Here is a 3,444-nt window from a genome sequence, read left to right on the forward strand (position 1 = left end):
TCGGCGTTTTCGCCTTCCAAGACGACCATCTGGATCGACGCCGGTGCCATCGACACGCCGAGCACGATGTCCAATACAACCCCCTCCAAAGGTATTGCTGGCGAAGCCATGGCCGAGCGGGGCGGTAACCACGGACCACTACATCTTCGCGTAAATACGCTGTGGCGGGGCGCTGTCTTAGCTATGTAGACCTTATGAAGTTCTGGTACGAGCGCGACGGCGTCGGTCCCCGCTGACCCTGATACTTCGACCCTACGCGGGAGCTGCCGTACGGGTGTTCCGCCGGACTGGTCAACCGCAGGATGCACAGCTGACCGATCTTCATTCCCGGCCACAGGGTGATCGGAAGGTTCGCGACGTTCGACAGCTCAAGGGTGATGTGCCCGCTGAAGCCGGGGTCGATGAAGCCGGCGGTCGAATGGGTCAGCAGACCCAGCCGGCCCAGCGACGACTTGCCCTCCAGCCGACCGGCCAGATCGTCGGGCAGGGTGAACAGCTCCAGCGTCGAGCCGAGCACGAACTCCCCGGGATGCAGCACGAACGGCTCCCCGTCGACGGGTTGCACCAGGCTGGTCAGCTCGTCCTGCTGCTTCGCCGGGTCGATGTGGGTGTAGCGGGTGTTGTTGAACACCCGGAACATGCAGTCGAGGCGCACGTCGATGCTCGACGGCTGAACCAAGGTTTCGTCGTACGGGTCGATGCCCAAGCGGCCGGACGTGATTTCGGCCCGGAGATCGCGATCGGAGAGCAGCACCCGCTGAGCCTATCCGCTGCTACCGGCCCGTCGTCCGGGCTTCAGTCGGCGAGGTACTCTTCGCCCCCCTTGGGGTAGCCGCCGCCGGTGGTCGTGACGTGGACGTGGTCGTAGTGGCCGAGCCTGCTGGCTTGCGCTCCGCCGGGCGTGTAGTAGACGCCACGCCAGATTGCGTCCTGGATGCCGAAGCGCGACGCGTTCTTCATCACGTACGCGACGATCGCGTTCCCCAACGCAATGCCCTCGGAGCTGCCGGGGTCCGGAATCATCACGTCGATGGCCAGGCCGAGGGGGTGCCAGGGCAGCGGATCCGGTCGCACACCGCCGATCTGGTGGATCTGGGGAAACGCCACGCTGATGGCGCGCTCGACCAGGATCGTCCGAACCTGCAGGCCCTGCTCCGGCGCGATCCCGACGGGCAGGAAGCGGGACCGGGTGTGATACCTCGACGCGGCGGCCAGCCGGGTGTCGGGCGCTTTAGCGGACGTATTCGCTGCGGCCGTGACGATTTGCAGGCAGCACGGCTCGACGTCGCCGATAACGGGCTTGGCAACTTCACGGGCGGCCAATGGACGGACGTCGCCGGCGGCGGCGAAGAAGATGGTGGCGGGGGCGAGTAGCGCAGCCAGGACTACTGGCGACTTTCGCCGCTTCTTGGCTAACCGATGCCGACCCACGCCCAGCACATTACGGGTAGATCACGAAATAATAAACATCGAATGGCTATAGAGCAGGTCAGGGCCATTAGCGCCATTCGCCGGATGCTTTGTGTGGCGGATCGGCGCCCACGGCCCGCGGCTCGGGTGCGGCCGACTGGCGGGTTTGCTGTGAGTGCTTGACCGTGCGGTCGTGGACAAACTCGGCCGAAACGAAAGATGAACGCTCGGTTGAACTTTGGAACTAGCGACCAGTAACGCCCCAGCGACGGGAACTAGACGACTGAGGGAAGCTCTAAGCGTTGCTTCGGGTGCCCCGTCTCGTTCGGAGTGTCATGTGGAGCTTGAAGGTGGTGGGGAAATGACCAAGAAGATGTGTGGATGCATGCTCGGCGCCGCGATGGTCCTGATGCTGGCGCCCGCAGCCGTCGCCAACGCCGACGACAAAGACGCAGAATTTACCAACTACCTGGCGTCGAACGGCATTCACGTTGGTAACGCGTCCCAGACCGGGAACATGGGCCGCACGATGTGCCAGGATCTTTCCGCCGGGTACACCCAGAACGATGAGGTCGACCAGCTGAAGCTACGGATGGACCAGAATCAAGCCAGGCTGTTCGTCCTCGCTGCCACCGCGGAATACTGCCCCGAAAAGCACAAGTCCTGAACTCCGCCTCCGCGCGCCGCCACAGCTGAGCCATAGCGCATCAGGCTCGTGAATGCCTTGCGCCTGGCCACTGCCAAAGGCAGTACGTCGTGTGCAAATCGGCGGGCCGTGGTCTTCGCGGGTCCAGCAGACGCGCGCAAGGCGGGTTTCGAGCCGGGTTCTGCCGCGGCCAGTCACCGAGCCGCTAGACTGTCACCGCTGTAAAGGTCTGCGCAGCTCACAGCGACCGCGCCGATGTAGTTCAATGGCAGAACATCAGCTTCCCAAGCTGAATACGCGGGTTCGATTCCCGTCATCGGCTCCAACTCATGACGGGTCTCTTCAGCGTTCGTCAGCAGGCCGGTAGCGGCCGTGTTCGGTGACGACCGCGGTGACCAGATCGGCCGGCGTTACGTCGAACGCAGGGTTGAAGACGCCCGCGTCTGCCGGGGTGATCGCGGTGCCGGCGAACGTCCGGAGTTCCTCGGGCGCGCGTTCCTCGATCGCGATCTCCGCGCCGGTGGGCAGCGATGCGTCGATCGTCGACGACGGGGCGACCACGACGAGCGGCACGCCGTGATGACGCGCCGCGATGGCCAGGCCGTAGGTGCCGATCTTGTTGGCGACGTCGCCGTTGGCCGCGATCCGATCGGCGCCGACGAGCACGCAGTCGACGAGGCCGCGCGCCATCGCCGCCGCCGCGGCACCGTCCGGCTGCACCCGGTAGGGCACGCCCGCCTGCGCCAGCTCCCACGCCGTCAGCCGGGCGCCCTGCAGCAGCGGGCGGGTCTCGTCGACCAGCACCGACTCGACGAGCCGGCGTTCGTGCAGGTGCCAGACGACGCCGAGCGCGCTGCCCCACGCCACGGTGGCGAGGTGACCGGCGTTGCAGTGGCTGAGCAGCCGCAGCGGGCGGCGATCGCATAGCCGAAGGACGATCTTGGCGGCGTGGGCCGACGCGGCGCGGTTGAGGCGTTCGTCCTCGTCAAGGATTTCCAGCGCCTCGGCAAGAACGGCTGCGGCGCCCGCGTCGAGCTTTTCGAGCGCACGCGCAACTCCCCAGCTGAGGTTGACGGCGGTCGGTCGCGCCTTCGCGACTCGTTCGGCGGCCGCCCGAACGTCGCCTCCCTCTTGTACGGCGAGCACGACGCCAAGGGCGCCCGCCGCACCCAGCGCCGGGGCGCCGCGAACCGCCAGGCGGCGGATCGCGTCGATGAGCTCGTCGACGGTGCGCAGGGTGCGCTCGCGATAGTCGGCGGGCAACGCGGTCTGGTCGATGATCGTGACCGCGTCGCCGTCCCAGTCGATGGTCCTGCGCACCAGCCGACCCTAGCCCGCCCGGCTCGCGCTTCTTAAGGCCTACACAGCTTCGCCAGGATTCGGATACA

The 3,444-nt window shown here is 66.3% G+C and carries 5 protein-coding genes and 1 tRNA gene; 3 read left to right on the top strand and 3 right to left on the bottom strand.

All coding sequences use genetic code 11. The annotated features are described in order from the left end of the window. Positions 1-189 (top strand): hypothetical protein (locus A5706_RS34510; protein WP_231985379.1); only part of this gene is annotated, 189 nt, incomplete at its 5' end. Here A5706_RS34510 and dcd read toward each other — a convergent pair. Beyond that, complete coding sequence (dcd, locus tag A5706_RS22275; RefSeq protein ID WP_068110170.1) at positions 182-754, bottom strand: dCTP deaminase; 573 nt, start codon at positions 752-754, stop codon at positions 182-184. The genes A5706_RS34510 and dcd overlap by 8 nt on opposite strands. Before the next feature lie 41 nt (positions 755-795). After that, positions 796-1,431, bottom strand: coding sequence for a hypothetical protein (locus tag A5706_RS22280; protein WP_068135409.1), 636 nt, complete (start codon positions 1,429-1,431; stop codon positions 796-798). A gap of 340 nt (positions 1,432-1,771) precedes the next feature. Between A5706_RS22280 and A5706_RS22285 the strand changes: the two genes are divergently transcribed. Then, positions 1,772-2,077, top strand: a complete 306-nt coding sequence (locus tag A5706_RS22285; protein ID WP_068135402.1) for a DUF732 domain-containing protein — start codon at positions 1,772-1,774, stop codon at positions 2,075-2,077. 230 nt (positions 2,078-2,307) lie between these two features. Continuing rightward, positions 2,308-2,381, top strand: a tRNA-Gly gene (locus A5706_RS22290). A 17-nt stretch (positions 2,382-2,398) separates the two neighbouring features. Here A5706_RS22290 and mtnA read toward each other — a convergent pair. Beyond that, on the bottom strand, positions 2,399-3,376 hold the full coding sequence (gene mtnA / locus A5706_RS22295) for an S-methyl-5-thioribose-1-phosphate isomerase (RefSeq protein ID WP_068135406.1): 978 nt from the start codon (positions 3,374-3,376) through the stop codon (positions 2,399-2,401). Positions 3,377-3,444 lie beyond the last annotated feature (68 nt).

Source organism: Mycobacterium sp. E796 (assembly GCF_001672815.1).
Lineage (GTDB): Bacteria > Actinomycetota > Actinomycetes > Mycobacteriales > Mycobacteriaceae > Mycobacterium.

Excerpts from the sequence above, each read along its gene's own strand:
- A5706_RS22285 (WP_068135402.1), top strand. The coding sequence starts at position 1,772 with ATGACCAAGAAGATGTGTGGATGCATGCTCGGCGCCGCGATGGTCCTG.